The sequence below is a fragment of the Pantoea sp. ARC270 genome, assembly GCF_003236725.1.
Classification (GTDB): domain Bacteria; phylum Pseudomonadota; class Gammaproteobacteria; order Enterobacterales; family Enterobacteriaceae; genus Pantoea; species Pantoea anthophila.
On the sequence record NZ_PUGA01000010.1, the window covers coordinates 111,214 to 126,251 of the forward strand.

Here is a 15,038-nt window from a genome sequence, read left to right on the forward strand (position 1 = left end):
GGGCGTGACGCCCGCCCGGCACTATTTTTTGCGCGGGAAATGTTTCTTCTGCCAGGCGACCAGCTCGAAAACCCCGAACAGAAAGACTTTGATCTGGGTGACGCGATCGATAGGCGGCGCATCTTTAGTCTGCGTGGCGCGCAGCAATACCAGCTGCAGACCGTGCATCATGATCATGAAGAACAGCGCCACGTTGATAAAGTAAGTCAGCGGTTTCGGGTAGGGATGAACCACGTTAGCCAGTAAAAATCCCCACACGCAAAGCATCAACAGACGCCCCAAATTAAGTAACATCCTGCGTCTCCTGTTGACGTTGATACAAACGATAAGCCACCTGTCCGGCTATTTTCTCGCGATAAAGATCCCACGCTGGCGGCACCGGCGGTGCGCCATTTTCCACTTCGCTCTCGACATAAATCAGCGCCTGATCGGCCAGCCAGTGATTCTGCTCCAGCAACTGCAGCGTCTGCGCCAGCAATCCCTGACGAAACGGCGGGTCGATAAACACCACATCGAAGGGTTCGCCCGGCTGCGCCAGCCAGTTTAGCGTATTGGTCTGGATGACGGTGCCGTTACTGGCGCGCAGGGTCTGCAGATTTTTTGTCAGCTGCTGCGCCACCGGACGTTCCAGCTCCAGCAGGGTCGCCGATCCTGCATAGCGCGACAGCGCTTCCAGCCCTAATGCGCCGCTTCCGGCAAAGCAGTCGAGGCAACGCGCCTCGGGCAGCACCGGGGCCAGCCAGTTAAACAGCGTCTCTCGCACCCGGTCGGTCGTGGGGCGCAGTCCGGCACTGTCCGGCACCGGCAATTTACGTCCGCGCCACTGGCCGCCAATGATGCGGATCTGCCCGGTTCCGCCTGTACTGCGGGGGTTTTTATTCATCTTGCTCACAACTCGTCATAATTTGTTGCGTAGTTTAACGGGCGAATCGGTGAGAAGAAACGTTAAAAAAGGGTGCTGTGGTGAGCTGGCTGGAAAGTGTTAGACTACTGAGTTGCTGAAGTCATGCATTATTCTGCGGTTTACGCCGGTCTGGCGATGACCAACTTTCATTGATTTACCCCTGGAAACCGTGCGCGACCGGGACAAAGCCATCGAGGAGTGTAGTCACACAATGGCAAAAGAGAAAAAACGTGGCTTTTTTTCCTGGCTGGGATTTGGCAAAGAGGAAGAGAAACAACCTGCAGCGGAAGAGCAGACACAACAGGTCGCAGAACCCGCTCAGCAGCAGCCAGAACAGGAAGCCCCGGCTTTAAGTCAGGCAGAAGCACAGGCGGAAGAGACGGTTGCCATTACCGAAACGGTAGCCAGCGAGCAGCATGGAGCGGACGTAACCGCGGCCGCGCCATCTGAAGCGGCACCGGCGGCGCTGGAAGACGCTGAATCTGTCGTTACCGAATCTGACGCTATTACTGAATCTGCTGCACCTGAACATGACGACGCGCCGGTCATTGACGCCGACGCCGTGGTCATGCCGGTTGAGGATGCCGTCCCCTCAGACGCACCGTTAAGTGACGAGGAGCTGACGGCGCTGGCACTGGGCGATGCCGCCGTCGTTGAAACGACACCGGATGACGCCGTGGCTCCGCTGAGCGAAGCGGAGCTGACCGCGCTGGCGCTGGGTGACGCAGAGATTATCGACACGCCGCACAGCGACGCGGATGCCCCGCACAGCGAGCAGGATTCTGCCGCACGGGCAGAGGACGATACAGATACGGAAACTCAGCCCGGCGAGGCCGACGCGCCGCTGAGCGAGAAAGAGCTGACCGCGCTGGCGCTGGCCGACGCAGAGGTGATCGCTGAGGAACCCGCGGACGAGAGCACTGCTGATACCGTCAGCGATCTGCCGCTGGCTGCTGCGCCATTCATCGCCCAGGAGCAGGAGCGTCCCGCCAAAGAGGGCTTCTTTGCCCGCCTGAAACGCAGCCTGGTGAAAACCCGTCAGAACCTCGGTTCCGGTTTTATCAGCCTGTTCCGGGGCAAAAAGATTGATGACGATCTGTTTGATGAGCTGGAAGAGCAGCTGCTGATTGCGGATGTGGGTGTGGATACCACGCGCCGCATCATTACGCATCTGACCCAGCAGGCAAACCGCAAGCAGCTGCGCGACGCGGAAGCGCTCTATGGCCTGCTGAAGGCGGAGATGGCGTCGATTCTCGCCAAAGTCGACGCGCCGCTGGACGTTTCAGGCAAAACACCGTTTGTGATCCTGATGGTGGGCGTCAATGGTGTGGGGAAAACTACCACCATCGGTAAGCTGGCGCGCCAGTATCAGGCCGAAGGCAAATCCGTGATGTTAGCTGCGGGCGATACCTTCCGTGCGGCGGCGGTTGAGCAGCTGCAGGTGTGGGGCCAGCGCAACAACATTCCGGTGATTGCCCAGCACACCGGCGCAGATTCCGCCTCGGTGATTTTCGATGCGATTCAGGCGGCGAAATCGCGCGGCGTGGATGTGCTGATTGCTGACACCGCCGGGCGTCTGCAGAACAAATCGCACCTGATGGAAGAGCTGAAAAAAATCACCCGCGTGATGAAAAAGCTGGATGAGTCCGCGCCTCACGAAGTGATGCTGACGCTGGACGCCAGCACCGGACAGAATGCAGTCAGCCAGGCCCGGCTGTTTAACGAAGCGGTCGGCCTGACTGGTATTGCGCTCACCAAACTGGATGGCACCGCTAAAGGCGGCGTGATCTTCTCGGTGGCCGATCAGTTCGGTATTCCGATTCGCTACATTGGTGTCGGTGAAGGCATTGAAGATTTACGACCGTTTAAGGCGGACGATTTTATTGAGGCACTGTTTGCCCGAGAGGACTAATTAGGATGATTCGCTTTGAAGAGGTCAGTAAGGCATATCTCGGCGGACGTCAGGCGCTGCAGGGGGTAGATTTCCATCTGCGCCCCGGCGAAATGGCGTTTCTCACCGGCCACTCCGGTGCCGGTAAGAGTACCCTGCTGAAGCTGATTTGTGGCATTGAGCGCCCGAGTGCCGGAAAAATCTGGTTCAGTGGCCATGACATTTCCCGTCTGCGGAACAGTGAAGTGCCGTTTCTGCGTCGTCAGATCGGCATGATCTTCCAGGACCACCACCTGCTGATGGATCGCTCGGTCTATGACAACGTGGCGATCCCGCTGATTATCTCGGGCGCCAGTGGCGAAGATATCCGTCGTCGCGTGTCGGCCGCGCTGGATAAAGTGGGTCTGCTCGACAAAGCGAAAAGTTATCCGATTCAGCTTTCTGGTGGTGAACAGCAGCGTGTCGGCATCGCCCGTGCGGTAGTGAACAAACCGTCGGTGCTGCTGGCGGATGAACCGACCGGTAACCTCGACGACGCGCTGTCAGAAGATATTCTGCGCCTGTTCGAAGAGTTTAACCGCGTTGGCGTCACCGTCCTGATGGCAACGCATGACAGCGGCCTGATCGCCCGACGCAACTATCGGATGATGACGCTGAATCAGGGACGCCTGCACGGAGGCCACGATGGTCAATAAACGCATTAAACGTCCGGCGGCACCGAAAGCAAAGCAGCCGTCGAAGAGTAAAGCGCTGAAGGGCGGCTGGCAGGAGCAGTGGCGCTATGCGCTGCGCGGCACCCTCTCTGATATGTGGCGTCAGCCGCTGGCTACGCTGCTGACGGTGATGGTGATCGCCATCTCCCTGACGCTGCCCAGCGTCTGCTACATGGTGTGGAAAAACGTCAGCCAGGCGGCGACCCAGTGGTATCCGGCACCGCAGTTAACCGTCTATCTCTCCAAGACCCTGGATGACAGCGCGGCCGAGAATGTGGTGGCGCAGCTCAAACAGGTGGAAGGAGTGGATAACGTCAACTACCTGACGCGCGAAGAGGCGCTGAACGAGTTCCGTAACTGGTCAGGCTTTGGCGGCGCGATGGATATGCTGGAGCAGAATCCGCTGCCCGCCGTTGCGATCATTACGCCGAAGCTCAATTTCCAGAACTCCGACACCATGCAAAGCCTGCGCGACCGCGTGACGAAAGTGCAGGGCGTGGATGAAGTCCGGATGGATGACAGCTGGTTTGCACGACTGGCCGCGCTGACCGGGCTGGTGGGGCAGATCGCGTCAATGATTGGCGTACTGATGATCGTGGCGGTGTTCCTGGTGATCGGCAACAGCGTCCGGCTCAGCATCTTCGCCCGGCGTGACACCATTAACGTTCAGAAGCTGATCGGCGCGACGGATGGCTTCATCCTGCGGCCTTTCCTCTATGGCGGGGCGCTGCTGGGCTTCAGCGGCGCGGTGCTGTCGCTGCTGCTGTCGGAAGTGCTGGTGCTGCGCCTGCAGTCGGTGGTTGCCAGCGTGGCGACCGTCTTCGGCACCACCTTCTCGCTGGAAGGCTTCTCCTGGGATGAAGCGCTGCTGCTGCTGCTGATTGCGGCGATCATCGGCTGGGTGGCGGCCTGGCTGGCCACGGTACAACATTTACGCCGATTTACGCCACAGTAAACGCCTGCAACATTTTTTTGTTATAATGGTCCTCTGCTACCGACAGTGTATGCAGAGGACCTTTTCCCCTCTTCCCTTCCTGTCATCTGTGTGTAAAATATTCACTGCTATAATTGAACTTGTGGATAACTTTCACACTCTAAGTAGCACAGATTGCTTTCGGATTTCGCGCGACGTTGACTTACTGTATCGTCTGCGCAGGGAAATGTGCGGCAATTCCATTGAATTTGTGAGGGTTTGAATGACCAAAGAAATGCAAACTTTAGCTATTGCTTCTCCGGGTACCCTGGATTCTTACGTCCGGGCTGCCAACACCTGGCCGATGCTGTCGGCAGAAGAGGAAAAAGCGTTAGCTGAACGGCTGCATTACCAGGGCGATCTGGAGGCAGCTAAGACGCTGATCCTGTCACACCTACGCTTTGTAGTTCATATCGCTCGTAATTACTCCGGTTACGGCTTGCCACAGGCTGACCTGGTTCAGGAAGGTAACATCGGCCTGATGAAAGCGGTGCGCCGCTTCAACCCGGAAGTTGGCGTGCGCCTGGTTTCATTCGCCGTGCACTGGATTAAAGCCGAGATTCACGAGTACGTGTTGCGTAACTGGCGTATCGTGAAAGTCGCGACCACCAAAGCACAGCGTAAGCTGTTCTTTAACCTGCGTAAAACCAAGCAGCGTCTGGGCTGGTTCAATCAGGACGAAGTTGAGATGGTTGCGCGTGAGCTGGGCGTAAGCAGCAAAGACGTACGTGAAATGGAATCGCGTATGGCTGCGCAGGATATGACCTTTGATATGTCTGCCGACGATGAGAGCAGTGAAGGCCGCTCAATGGCCCCGGTGCTCTATCTCCAGGATAAGACCTCTGACTTTGCTGATGGCATTGAAGAGGATAACTGGGACGCACACGCCGCTGACAAGCTGAGCTATGCGATGGAAGGCCTGGATGAGCGCAGTCAGCACATCATCCGCGCCCGCTGGCTGGACGAAGATAACAAAACCACGCTGCAGGAGCTGGCCGATCAGTATGGCGTCTCAGCTGAACGAGTCCGGCAGCTGGAGAAGAACGCCATGAAAAAACTGCGTATGGCGATCGAAGCGTAATATCCACAGGGGCGACAGCATGTCGCCCCTGTTGCTTTCTGTCGCCCCGGACTGTCACGCCTCTTCCGCCATCCCCTCTGCGTCATCTGTTGCCCGTATCCAGCCGTCACTCTGCGCCCGGAAGCCGCACGCCTGCATAAACGCCGCCCGCACCTGCTGATCGTCACTGCCATCATCGGCAATCCACCAGTCCGCTATCGATCCGTTCTGCGCAATCGTCTCTTCCAGCAGATAGTGGCCCACACCGCGTCGCCGCGTCACGTCACGCACCGCCAGCCGGTGGATCTTGCCGTGCGTACCGGAGATTTCCAGCTGTAACCCCGCCAGCAGCCGATCGTTAAAGCGCGCCGCATAGAGACGATGGCGCTCATCCAGCCGCTGTTCCAGTTCCTGAATGTTCAGATCGGGCCAGACCTTGCCCAGATCGATGCGGTCCTGCGGCGTCAGCGTGGTTAAACGCTGGATAGTCAGCTTCATAACAAAAACCTCTAAAAAAGGGGAAAGTGCAGCGAAAGTATACAACCAGAGCGCCACCACATTTTCATCAATAAAACAGGTCAAAAGATGGCCTGGGTGCCAGGATAATAGGTGTAAACAGGTTAAGCCTGCGATCAACCCAGCATAATGCGCTGGCAAAGTGGTGAAAAACCGGCCATTGCCTCCAGTGTATTATGCTGTTTCACTCAGTAAATTCTGAATATGTCAGTTGATTTACAGAAGAAACATCCTGTTTAATAACCTGAAAAATAAAGCCTTATTACTAAAAAATGCCAGAAAAGTACGCTAACTCCTTCATGATCAACCAGTTTTCGACTTTATCTGGCAATGCACGCACTCACAACATACACGACAAAACAGATGGGGTAGTCAGGATGAAAATGAAAGGTCGCGCATTACTGGCGGGATGTGTAGCACTGGCGATGAGCCATGCGGCGCTGGCTGAAGATATTAAAGTGGCGATTGTTGGCGCAATGTCAGGTCCGGTGGCGCAGTACGGCGACATGCAGTTCGCGGGCGCTACTCAGGCGATTGAAGATATTAACGCCAAAGGCGGCGTTAACGGCAACAAACTGGTTGCGGTGAAATATGATGACGCCTGTGACCCGAAACAGGCCGTTGCGGTCGCGAACAAAGTGATTAACGACGGTATCCGTTATGTTATCGGCCATCTCTGCTCCTCCTCGACCCAGCCTGCGTCTGACATCTATGAAGATGAAGGCGTGCTGATGATTACCCCGGCGGCGACCGCACCTGACCTGACTTCCCGCGGCTATAAACTGATTATGCGCACCACCGGTCTGGACTCTGACCAGGGGCCGACCGCAGCCAAATACATTATGAGCGAGCTGAAGCCGCAGCGTATCGCCGTGGTGCACGACAAACAGCAATATGGTGAAGGCCTGGCGCGTTCCGTACAGGAGAGCCTGAAAAAGCAGGGCGCGAACATCGTCATGTTTGAAGGGATCACCGCAGGCGACAAAGATTTCTCTACGCTGGTGGCGCGCTTTAAGAAAGAGAACGTCGATTTCGTCTATTTCGGCGGCTACTACCCGGAAATGGGCCAGATCCTGCGTCAGGCGCGGGCGGCCGGTCTGAAAACGCAGTTTATGGGACCAGAAGGGGTGGGCAATGCCTCCCTGTCGAACATTGCCGGTGCGGCGTCTGAGGGCATGCTGGTCACGCTGCCGAAACGCTACGATCAGGTTGAAACCAACAAACCGATCGTTGACGCGCTGAAGGCGAAGAAACTTGATCCGACCGGTCCGTTCGTCTGGACCACCTATGCCGCGCTGCAATCGCTGACCACCGGCATGGAACGTAGCAAGAGCGAAGAGCCGGACGCTATCGTGAAGAACCTCAAAGAAGGGGCAGCGGTGCCAACCGTCATGGGCAACCTGAACTGGGATGAAAAGGGCGATCTTAAGGGCTTTGAATTCGGCATCTTCAAATGGCATGCCGATGGTACCTCGACCGCAGTGAAGTAAACCAGGCGGTTTTCTGGTGAGCCGGAGGCCAGCTAAGCGGTCTCCACTCACCGGCGACACGAACGCCTGGCACGCCGCTGCCAGGCGTTTTTTGTACCCCGATCGCCTGCGATCGGATAAGTAAGGGTTAAGGTATGTCCGAGCAGTTCCTCTATTTTATTCAGCAGATGTTTAACGGTGTCACCCTCGGGAGCACCTACGCGCTGATCGCCATCGGTTACACCATGGTTTACGGCATTATCGGCATGATCAACTTCGCCCACGGCGAGGTGTACATGATCGGTAGCTATGTCTCCTTTATCGTGATTGCCGCCCTGATGATGATGGGCATCGACACCACCTGGCTGATGATTGCGGCTGGCTTTGTGATGGCAGTCATTATCTCCAGCGCCTACGGCTGGAGCATTGAACGCGTGGCCTACCGGCCCGTACGTTCCTCTAAGCGCCTGATTGCGCTCATCTCCGCCATCGGGATGTCGATCTTCCTGCAAAACTACGTCAGCCTGACCCAGGGCTCACGCGACCTGGCGCTGCCGAGCCTGATCACCGGACAGTGGACGGTGGGGGAGAGCAACGGGTTTGCCGCCACCATCTCAACCATGCAGATTGTTATCTGGGTGGTGACCTTCCTGGCGATGCTGGCGCTGACCACCTTTATCCGCTACTCCCGCATGGGCCGCGCCTGTCGCGCCTGCGCTGAAGATCTGAAAATGGCCAGCCTGCTGGGCATTAACACCGACCGCGTGATCTCGCTGACCTTCGTGATCGGGGCCGCGATGGCCGCGGTAGCAGGCGTGCTGTTGGGCCAGTTCTACGGCTCGATCAACCCCTTCATCGGCTTTATGGCAGGGATGAAAGCGTTTACCGCCGCCGTGCTGGGCGGGATCGGCAGTATTCCGGGCGCGATGATTGGCGGACTGGTGCTGGGTATCGCTGAAGCGCTGACGTCAGCCTATCTCAGCACGGAATATAAAGATGTGGTTTCGTTTGCCCTGCTGATTGTGGTGCTGCTGGTGATGCCGACCGGGATTCTGGGTCGTCCGGAGGTTGAGAAAGTATGAAGACCTCGTTTATCAACGCCCTGATCGCCTCGGTAATGCTGCTGGTGCTGGCCACCTTCTTTATGGGACTGCGCCTGACGCTGGATGGCACAAATCTGGTGGTGCAGAACGCGGGCAGCGTGCGCTGGAACTGGATCGCCGCAGGCTGTGCGGTGGTGTTTCTGTTCCAGCTGCTGCGTCCGGTCTGGCAGAGCAGCCTGAAGAAAGTCTCCGGTCCGTCGCTGGTGTTGCCGGGCTTTGATGGCTCAACGCCGAAGCAGAAGCTGGTGATGGCGGTGCTGATTATCGCTGCCGTCGCCTGGCCTTTCCTGGTGTCACGCGGCACCGTGGATATCGCCACGATGACGCTGATCTACGTGATGCTCGGCCTGGGCCTGAACGTGGTGGTCGGACTCTCTGGCCTGCTGGTGCTGGGCTACGGTGGCTTCTACGCCATCGGTGCTTACACCTTTGCGCTGCTGAACCACTACTACGGCCTTGGCTTCTGGCAGTGTCTGCCGCTCTCCGGCATCGTGGCTGCGCTGTTTGGGCTGCTGCTGGGCTTCCCGGTGCTGCGACTGCGCGGCGATTATCTGGCCATTGTGACGCTGGGCTTCGGTGAGATTGTGCGTATCCTGCTGCTGAACAATACCGCGCTGACCGGCGGACCCAACGGCATCAGCCAGATCCCTAAACCGACCCTGTTTGGCCTGGAGTTCGGGCGTACCCCGCGCGAAGGCGGCTGGGATACCTTCCACAACTTCTTTGGCCTGAAGTACGACCCCAGCGACCGTATCATCTTCCTCTATCTGGTGGCGCTGCTGCTGGTGGTGGTGACGCTGTTCGTGATCAACCGGCTGCTGCGGATGCCGCTGGGCCGCGCCTGGGAAGCCCTGCGTGAAGATGAGATCGCCTGTCGCTCTCTGGGCCTCAGCCCGACCCGCATCAAGCTGACCGCCTTTACTATCAGTGCCGCCTTTGCCGGATTCGCCGGCAGCCTGTTCGCGGCGCGCCAGGGCTTTGTCAGCCCGGAATCCTTTACCTTTGTCGAGTCCGCCTTTGTGCTGGCGATTGTGGTACTGGGTGGCATGGGATCGCAGTTCGCGGTGATCCTGGCTGCCATTCTGCTGGTGGTTTCCCGCGAGCTGATGCGCGATCTCAATGAGTACAGCATGCTGGTGCTGGGTGGCCTGATGGTGCTGATGATGATCTGGCGTCCGCAGGGCCTGCTGCCGATGAAGCGTCCGCATCTGAAGCTCAGAACCGGTAAACAAGGAGAAGAGGCATGAGTCAGCCTTTATTAGCCGTTGAAGGCCTGATGATGCGCTTCGGCGGTCTGTTAGCCGTAAACAATGTGGCGCTGGAGCTGCGTCCGCAGGAGATCGTTTCGCTGATTGGCCCTAACGGTGCCGGGAAAACCACGGTGTTCAACTGCCTGACCGGCTTTTACAAGCCAACCGGCGGCAGCATTACATTGCGTGACCAGCATCTGGAAGGCCTGCCGGGTCAGAAGATTGCGCGCATGGGCATTGTGCGAACCTTCCAGCATGTACGCCTGTTCCGTGAGATGACGGTGATTGAGAACCTGCTGGTGGCACAGCATCAGCACCTGAAGAGCGGCCTGTTTTCCGGCCTGCTGAAAACGCCCGCGTTTCGCCGCAGTGAGAGCGAAGCGCTGGATCGCGCGGCGACCTGGCTGGAGCGGGTCGGCTTACTCGACCTGGCTAACCGTCAGGCGGGCAATCTGGCCTATGGTCAGCAGCGCCGGCTGGAGATCGCGCGCTGCATGGTGACGCGCCCGGAGATCCTGATGCTGGATGAGCCGGCAGCGGGCCTCAACCCCAAAGAGACCCACGAGCTGGATGCGCTGATTGCGGAACTGCGTGGCGAACACAAGGTTTCGGTGCTGCTGATTGAACATGATATGAAGCTGGTAATGGGCATCTCTGACCGCATTTACGTGGTCAATCAGGGAACGCCGCTGGCTAACGGAACGCCGGAAGAGATTCGTAATAACCCGGATGTCATTCGCGCCTATTTAGGAGAGGCCTGAGATGGCAAATGCGATGTTAACCATTGAGAACGTCAGTGCGCATTACGGCAAAATTCAGGCGCTGCACAACGTCAGTCTTTACATCAATCAGGGCGAAATCGTCACCCTGATTGGTGCCAACGGCGCCGGGAAAACCACGCTGCTCGGCACGCTGTGTGGCGAACCGCGCGCGACCCAGGGCACCATTACCTTTGATGGCAAAACCATCACCGACTGGCAGACGGCGCGCATCATGCGTGAGGCAATTGCCATCGTGCCAGAGGGGCGGCGGGTCTTTTCGCGCATGACGGTGGAGGAGAATCTGGCGATGGGCGGCTTTTTTGCCAGTCGTCCGGACTACCTGTCGCGGATTAAGCGCGTGTATGAACTCTTCCCGCGTCTGGCGGAGCGTAAAATCCAGCGCGCCGGCACCATGTCCGGTGGTGAGCAGCAGATGCTGGCCATTGGCCGTGCGCTGATGAGCCAGCCGCGCCTGCTGCTGCTGGATGAGCCGTCGCTGGGACTGGCACCGATCATTATTCAGCAGATCTTCGACACCATTGAGCAGCTGCGCAGCGAGGGGATGACCATCTTCCTGGTGGAGCAGAATGCCAATCAGGCGCTGAAGCTGGCGGACCGGGGCTATGTGCTGGAGAACGGGCATGTGGTGCTGGAAGACACTGGTGCAGCATTACTCTCCAACGAAGCCGTCCGCAGCGCTTACTTAGGTGCCTGATGGGGCACGGCCTGGCTTGCTTGCCAGGTTCCGGTTGGGCAGTGCTCGCCATCCTCACGTACTACGTGTACGCTCCGGTGGCTGCGCGCTGTCCGCCCGCAACCTGCCTGCGCCGCCGACGGCCTGGAGCACTGGTGTGAAGGGTAGTTCCGATGGCCTTTGCCAGAGGCCGTTTCAGCTTATGGTAATCAATCCGACGTAGTAATGATGTTATAGCTGCTCAGACTGCTGACAAACCTAAATCAGTGTGAATCTGGCCGCAACAAATAAACTCAACGCGCAGGGAACATGGTCAGAAGAGGAAAGCGTCCCGCGCCATGGACGGCGCGGGCCGAGCGTGTCATGGATGACAGATTTAGCGTCTTTCCGATCTGACCTTGTTCCTTGTGCATGCTCAGTCTTACAGCAACCTGGCCAGATTGTGTCAACAAAGTCGTTAGCTGCTCCGCCTTTCTTCCCTTTCGCCTGTCACCCGCCTGTCATCTGCCTGTTATTAATCCGTCATTTTCCCGTGTCATGTTACTCCGCGAACCAGAAATCCGTGATTTCACGCGTATTTACCTGCACAGGAAAATTCTATGTCCGTCGTTACCTTTCGCCGTAGCCTGATGAGCGCGCTGCTCGGTCTGACCCTTAGCGGCCATGCCATCGCCGCCACCGAGATCCCTTTCTGGCACTCCATGGAAGGCGAGTTAGGCAAAGAAGTCGATTCGCTGGCTCAGCGCTTTAACCAGACCCATCCCGATTACAAAATCGTTCCGACCTACAAAGGTAACTACGAGCAGAGCCTGGCGGCCGGGATCGCGGCAGTGCGCAGCGGCAAAGCGCCTGCGGTGCTGCAGGTTTATGAAGTGGGCACGGCCACCATGATGGCTTCACAGGCGATTGTGCCGGTGCATCAGGTCTTCAAAGATGCCGGTATCCCCTTTAATGAAAAGCAGTTCGTGCCAACGGTCGCGGGCTACTACAGCGACAGCAAAGGCCAGCTGATCTCTCAGCCGTTCAACAGCTCTACCCCGGTGCTCTACTACAACAAAGATGCCTTTAAGAAAGCGGGTCTGAATCCCGATCAGCCCCCGAAAACCTGGCAGGAGCTGGCCACGGATGCCGCCGCGCTGCGCAAGTCGGGCATGAGCTGCGGCTACGCCAGCGGCTGGCAGGGCTGGATTCAGATCGAAAACTTCAGCGCCTGGCATGCGCTGCCCGTCGCCACGGAAAATAACGGCTTTGACGGCCTGGATGCGGTGCTGGAGTTCAACAAACCAGTGCAGGTGCGTCACATCGAAATGCTGGAAGCGATGAACAAAAAAGGGGACTTCACCTACTTTGGCCGCAAAGATGAGCCGACGGCGAAGTTCTACAACGGCGACTGCGGCATCACTACCGCCTCCTCCGGTTCGCTGGCCGATATCCGCCACTACGCAAAATTCAACTTTGGCGTTGGCATGATGCCGTATGACGACACCGTAAAAGGTGCGCCGCAGAACGCCCTGATCGGCGGAGCCAGCCTGTGGGTGATGAAAGGCAAAGATGCGGCAACGTATAAAGGCGTCGCGGAGTTCATGCAGTTCCTCGCGAAACCGGAAATCGCGGCGGAATGGCACCAGAAAACCGGCTACCTGCCGATTACCACGGCCGCCTATGAGCTGACGAAACAGCAGGGCTTCTACGACAAAAATCCGGGTGCAGATATCGCCACCCGTCAGATGATGAACAAGCCGCCGCTGCCGTTCACCAAAGGCATACGTCTGGGCAATATGCCGCAGATCCGTGCCGTGATTGACGAAGAGCTGGAGAGCGTCTGGACCGGTAAACAGTCGCCGCAAAGCGCGCTGGATAACGCGGTCAAACGCGGCAACGAACTGCTGCGTCGCTTCCAGCAGCAGGTGAAGTAATCTGCCCGACAGGGCCAGTGCAGGCTGGCCCTCTCTCTTTCTGAATCAGAGTGCGCTATGTCTTCTTCTCGCCCGGTTTTTCGCACCAGCCTGCTGCCTTATCTGCTGGTGCTGCCGCAGCTACTCATCACTGCGGTCTTCTTTCTCTGGCCTGCCGGTGAAGCGCTGTGGTACTCGCTGCAAAGCCTCGATCCCTTTGGCCTCTCCAGCCGCTTTGTCGGACTGGAAAATTTCAGACGCCTGTTTGCCGATCCCTACTATCTCGATTCGTTCTGGACCACTCTGACATTCAGCGGCATGGTCACGGGGTTCGGCATGCTGTTTTCGCTGCTGCTGGCGGCGCTGGTCGATTATGTGGTGCGACTGCGCCGCCTCTATCAGACCCTGCTGCTGCTGCCCTACGCCGTTGCGCCGGTGGTGGCCGCGGTACTGTGGATGTTTCTGTTCAATCCCGGTCTGGGCCTCTTCAGCTACCTGCTGCACCACATCGGCTATGAGTGGAACTATGCGCAGAACAGCGGTCAGGCGATGTTCCTGATTGTTCTGGCGTCGATCTGGCAGCAGATGAGCTACAACTTCCTGTTCTTCTTCGCTGCTCTGCAGTCGATCCCGAAATCGCTGGTGGAAGCCGCCGCGATTGACGGTGCCGGGCCGGTGCGACGCTTCTTCAACCTCTCCCTGCCGCTGATTGCGCCGGTGAGCTTCTTTCTGCTGGTGGTGAATCTGATCTATGCCTTCTTCGACACCTTCCCGGTGATCGACGCGGCTACCGGCGGCGGGCCGGTGCAGGCGACCACCACGCTGATCTACAAAATCTACCGCGAAGGCTTCACCGGTCTGGACCTCTCCTCGTCGGCGGCGCAGTCGGTGGTGCTGATGCTGCTGGTCATCGGGCTGACGGTCATCCAGTTCCGCTTTGTTGAACGTAAGGTGCAATACCAATGATTGAGAATCGACGCGGGCTGGATCTCTTCAGCCACCTCGTGCTGGTACTGGGCGTGCTCACCATCCTGTTTCCGCTCTACGTCGCCTTTGTCGCCGCAACGCTGGATAACGAGGCGGTCTATCAGGTGCCGATGACGCTGGTGCCCGGCACCCATCTCTGGGAGAACGTCTCACGCATCTGGACTCACGGCGTCAACGGCAGCGGCCCGGCATTTGGTCTGATGCTGCTTAACAGCATGATCATGGCGCTCGGCATTACCTTCGGCAAAATCACCGTGTCGATGCTGTCGGCGTTTGCGCTGGTCTGGTTTCGCTTTCCGCTGCGCACGCTCTTCTTCTGGCTGATCTTTATCACCCTGATGCTGCCAGTGGAGGTGCGTATTTTCCCGACGGTGCAGGTGATTGCCGATCTCAATCTGCTCGACAGCTACAGCGGGCTGACGCTGCCACTGATGGCTTCAGCAACCGCCACCTTCCTGTTTCGTCAGTTTTTTATGTCGCTGCCGGATGAGCTGGTCGAAGCGGCGCGCATTGATGGGGCCAGCGCGATGCGCTTCTTTATCGACATCGTGCTGCCGCTCTCCAGAACCAATCTGGCGGCGCTATTCGTGATCACCTTTATCTACGGCTGGAACCAGTATCTCTGGCCGCTGCTGATTATCAATGACGCCAGCCTCGGCACGGCGGTGGCGGGGATTAAAAGCATGATCTCCAGCAGCGGTTCGCCGACCCAGTGGAACGAAGTGATGGCAGCAATGTTATTAACCCTGATCCCACCACTGGTGGTGGTATTGGTCATGCAGCGTGCCTTTGTGCGCGGTCTGGTTGAGAGTGAGAAATAAG

15 protein-coding genes are annotated in these 15,038 nt (G+C 57.8%); 12 read left to right on the forward strand and 3 right to left on the reverse strand.

What is annotated here, in order from left to right; genetic code table 11:
- Positions 1-21: 21 nt before the first annotated feature.
- Positions 22-294: a DUF1145 family protein gene (locus CKF42_RS07025; RefSeq protein WP_009087803.1), complete on the reverse strand. Its 273-nt coding sequence runs from the start codon at positions 292-294 to the stop codon at positions 22-24.
- Entirely contained in the window at positions 284-883 is a 600-nt protein-coding gene (gene rsmD, locus CKF42_RS07030; protein WP_009087801.1) for a 16S rRNA (guanine(966)-N(2))-methyltransferase, read from the reverse strand. The genes CKF42_RS07025 and rsmD overlap by 11 nt, the downstream gene beginning before the upstream one ends.
- Before the next feature lie 232 nt (positions 884-1,115).
- Here rsmD and ftsY point away from each other — a divergent pair, with 232 nt between their 5' ends.
- The 4 genes from ftsY (at position 1,116) to rpoH (ending at position 5,562) form a co-directional block, all read left to right on the forward strand.
- The gene (gene ftsY, locus CKF42_RS07035) at positions 1,116-2,816 is read left to right on the forward strand and encodes a signal recognition particle-docking protein FtsY (RefSeq protein WP_111207861.1); all 1,701 of its coding nucleotides are present in this window, start codon (positions 1,116-1,118) and stop codon (positions 2,814-2,816) included.
- Between the two features lie 5 nt (positions 2,817-2,821).
- Positions 2,822-3,490, forward strand: a complete 669-nt coding sequence (ftsE, locus tag CKF42_RS07040; protein ID WP_009087798.1) for a cell division ATP-binding protein FtsE — start codon at positions 2,822-2,824, stop codon at positions 3,488-3,490.
- Positions 3,480-4,463 (forward strand): permease-like cell division protein FtsX, encoded by a 984-nt coding sequence (gene ftsX, locus CKF42_RS07045; protein WP_009087796.1) that lies wholly within the window; start codon positions 3,480-3,482, stop codon positions 4,461-4,463. The genes ftsE and ftsX overlap by 11 nt, the downstream gene beginning before the upstream one ends.
- 241 nt (positions 4,464-4,704) lie before the next feature.
- On the forward strand, positions 4,705-5,562 hold the full coding sequence (gene rpoH / locus CKF42_RS07050; RefSeq protein ID WP_111207862.1) for an RNA polymerase sigma factor RpoH: 858 nt from the start codon (positions 4,705-4,707) through the stop codon (positions 5,560-5,562).
- Positions 5,563-5,616: 54 nt separating this feature from the next.
- Here rpoH and panM read toward each other — a convergent pair whose 3' ends face one another.
- Complete coding sequence (panM, locus tag CKF42_RS07055; RefSeq protein WP_111207902.1) at positions 5,617-6,039, reverse strand: aspartate 1-decarboxylase autocleavage activator PanM; 423 nt, start codon at positions 6,037-6,039, stop codon at positions 5,617-5,619.
- Positions 6,040-6,434: 395 nt separating this feature from the next.
- On the opposite strand from panM, the gene CKF42_RS07060 reads away from it, so the two are divergent.
- The 8 genes from CKF42_RS07060 to ugpE all read left to right on the forward strand — a co-directional run bounded on the left by CKF42_RS07060 (position 6,435) and on the right by ugpE (position 15,037).
- Complete coding sequence (locus CKF42_RS07060) at positions 6,435-7,547, forward strand: branched-chain amino acid ABC transporter substrate-binding protein (RefSeq protein WP_009087791.1); 1,113 nt, start codon at positions 6,435-6,437, stop codon at positions 7,545-7,547.
- Between the two features lie 134 nt (positions 7,548-7,681).
- Positions 7,682-8,608 carry a high-affinity branched-chain amino acid ABC transporter permease LivH gene (gene livH / locus CKF42_RS07065; RefSeq protein ID WP_009087789.1) on the forward strand — a complete coding sequence of 309 codons (927 nt, stop codon included), beginning with the start codon at positions 7,682-7,684 and terminating at the stop codon, positions 8,606-8,608.
- Entirely contained in the window at positions 8,605-9,876 is a 1,272-nt protein-coding gene (locus CKF42_RS07070; protein ID WP_009087787.1) for a high-affinity branched-chain amino acid ABC transporter permease LivM, read from the forward strand. Before livH ends, CKF42_RS07070 begins: the two co-directional genes overlap by 4 nt.
- Entirely contained in the window at positions 9,873-10,640 is a 768-nt protein-coding gene (livG, locus tag CKF42_RS07075) for a high-affinity branched-chain amino acid ABC transporter ATP-binding protein LivG (protein WP_009087785.1), read from the forward strand. Before CKF42_RS07070 ends, livG begins: the two co-directional genes overlap by 4 nt.
- Before the next feature lies 1 nt (position 10,641).
- Positions 10,642-11,355: a high-affinity branched-chain amino acid ABC transporter ATP-binding protein LivF gene (livF, locus tag CKF42_RS07080; protein WP_033736083.1), complete on the forward strand. Its 714-nt coding sequence runs from the start codon at positions 10,642-10,644 to the stop codon at positions 11,353-11,355.
- 578 nt (positions 11,356-11,933) lie between these two features.
- On the forward strand, positions 11,934-13,250 hold the full coding sequence (gene ugpB / locus CKF42_RS07090) for a sn-glycerol-3-phosphate ABC transporter substrate-binding protein UgpB (protein ID WP_111207863.1): 1,317 nt from the start codon (positions 11,934-11,936) through the stop codon (positions 13,248-13,250).
- A gap of 57 nt (positions 13,251-13,307) precedes the next feature.
- Positions 13,308-14,195 (forward strand): sn-glycerol-3-phosphate ABC transporter permease UgpA, encoded by an 888-nt coding sequence (gene ugpA, locus CKF42_RS07095; protein ID WP_009087778.1) that lies wholly within the window; start codon positions 13,308-13,310, stop codon positions 14,193-14,195.
- A complete protein-coding gene (ugpE, locus tag CKF42_RS07100; protein WP_046100748.1) occupies positions 14,192-15,037 on the forward strand; it encodes a sn-glycerol-3-phosphate ABC transporter permease UgpE in 846 nt (281 codons plus the stop codon). The genes ugpA and ugpE overlap by 4 nt, the downstream gene beginning before the upstream one ends.
- Position 15,038: the final 1 nt, after the last annotated feature.

What these genes read in the sequence shown, in the direction of transcription:
- rpoH (WP_111207862.1), top strand. Translation starts at nt 4,705, where the DNA reads ATGACCAAAGAAATGCAAACTTTAGCTATTGCTTCTCCGGGTACCCTG.
- livH (WP_009087789.1), top strand. Translation starts at nt 7,682, where the DNA reads ATGTCCGAGCAGTTCCTCTATTTTATTCAGCAGATGTTTAACGGTGTC.
- CKF42_RS07025 (WP_009087803.1), bottom strand. Translation starts at nt 294, where the DNA reads ATGTTACTTAATTTGGGGCGTCTGTTGATGCTTTGCGTGTGGGGATTT.
- ftsY (WP_111207861.1), top strand. Translation starts at nt 1,116, where the DNA reads ATGGCAAAAGAGAAAAAACGTGGCTTTTTTTCCTGGCTGGGATTTGGC.
- CKF42_RS07060 (WP_009087791.1), top strand. Translation starts at nt 6,435, where the DNA reads ATGAAAATGAAAGGTCGCGCATTACTGGCGGGATGTGTAGCACTGGCG.
- CKF42_RS07070 (WP_009087787.1), top strand. Translation starts at nt 8,605, where the DNA reads ATGAAGACCTCGTTTATCAACGCCCTGATCGCCTCGGTAATGCTGCTG.
- livG (WP_009087785.1), top strand. Translation starts at nt 9,873, where the DNA reads ATGAGTCAGCCTTTATTAGCCGTTGAAGGCCTGATGATGCGCTTCGGC.
- rsmD (WP_009087801.1), bottom strand. Translation starts at nt 883, where the DNA reads ATGAATAAAAACCCCCGCAGTACAGGCGGAACCGGGCAGATCCGCATC.
- ftsX (WP_009087796.1), top strand. Translation starts at nt 3,480, where the DNA reads ATGGTCAATAAACGCATTAAACGTCCGGCGGCACCGAAAGCAAAGCAG.
- ftsE (WP_009087798.1), top strand. Translation starts at nt 2,822, where the DNA reads ATGATTCGCTTTGAAGAGGTCAGTAAGGCATATCTCGGCGGACGTCAG.
- ugpA (WP_009087778.1), top strand. Translation starts at nt 13,308, where the DNA reads ATGTCTTCTTCTCGCCCGGTTTTTCGCACCAGCCTGCTGCCTTATCTG.
- panM (WP_111207902.1), bottom strand. Translation starts at nt 6,039, where the DNA reads ATGAAGCTGACTATCCAGCGTTTAACCACGCTGACGCCGCAGGACCGC.
- livF (WP_033736083.1), top strand. Translation starts at nt 10,642, where the DNA reads ATGGCAAATGCGATGTTAACCATTGAGAACGTCAGTGCGCATTACGGC.
- ugpB (WP_111207863.1), top strand. Translation starts at nt 11,934, where the DNA reads ATGTCCGTCGTTACCTTTCGCCGTAGCCTGATGAGCGCGCTGCTCGGT.
- ugpE (WP_046100748.1), top strand. Translation starts at nt 14,192, where the DNA reads ATGATTGAGAATCGACGCGGGCTGGATCTCTTCAGCCACCTCGTGCTG.